Annotated in this window: 1 protein-coding gene; it reads left to right on the forward strand. The window is 52.4% G+C overall.

Annotation, left to right across the window (positions count from 1 at the left end):
* A partial coding sequence (locus tag ACT3TJ_RS18115; protein WP_444622853.1) for a helix-turn-helix domain-containing protein occupies positions 1 to 192 on the forward strand: 192 nt, incomplete at its 5' end.
* Positions 193 to 225 lie beyond the last annotated feature (33 nt).

Raw genomic sequence — 225 nt, forward strand, 5'->3', positions numbered from 1 at the left:
ATTGAAGGTCTTCAAGACAAGCCTCGCGAAGGACGCCCCCATCTTCTCAGCGAGAGTGATCTTGCTGTGTTAGAGCAATTGGTTGAAGAGTATCCCCATCAACTGCCTGTCCTCCATGCCAGGTTTCAAGAGAAGACAGGTAACGTCGTCAGCCAGGACACGTTGCGGCGCGCGTTAAAAAAAAGGCTATAGCTGTAAGCGGATACGCCGCTCATTGAGGGCACC

The organism is Halomonas sp. AOP30-A1-24 (assembly GCF_052378165.1).
Classification (GTDB): Bacteria; Pseudomonadota; Gammaproteobacteria; order Pseudomonadales; family Halomonadaceae; genus Vreelandella; species Vreelandella citrativorans.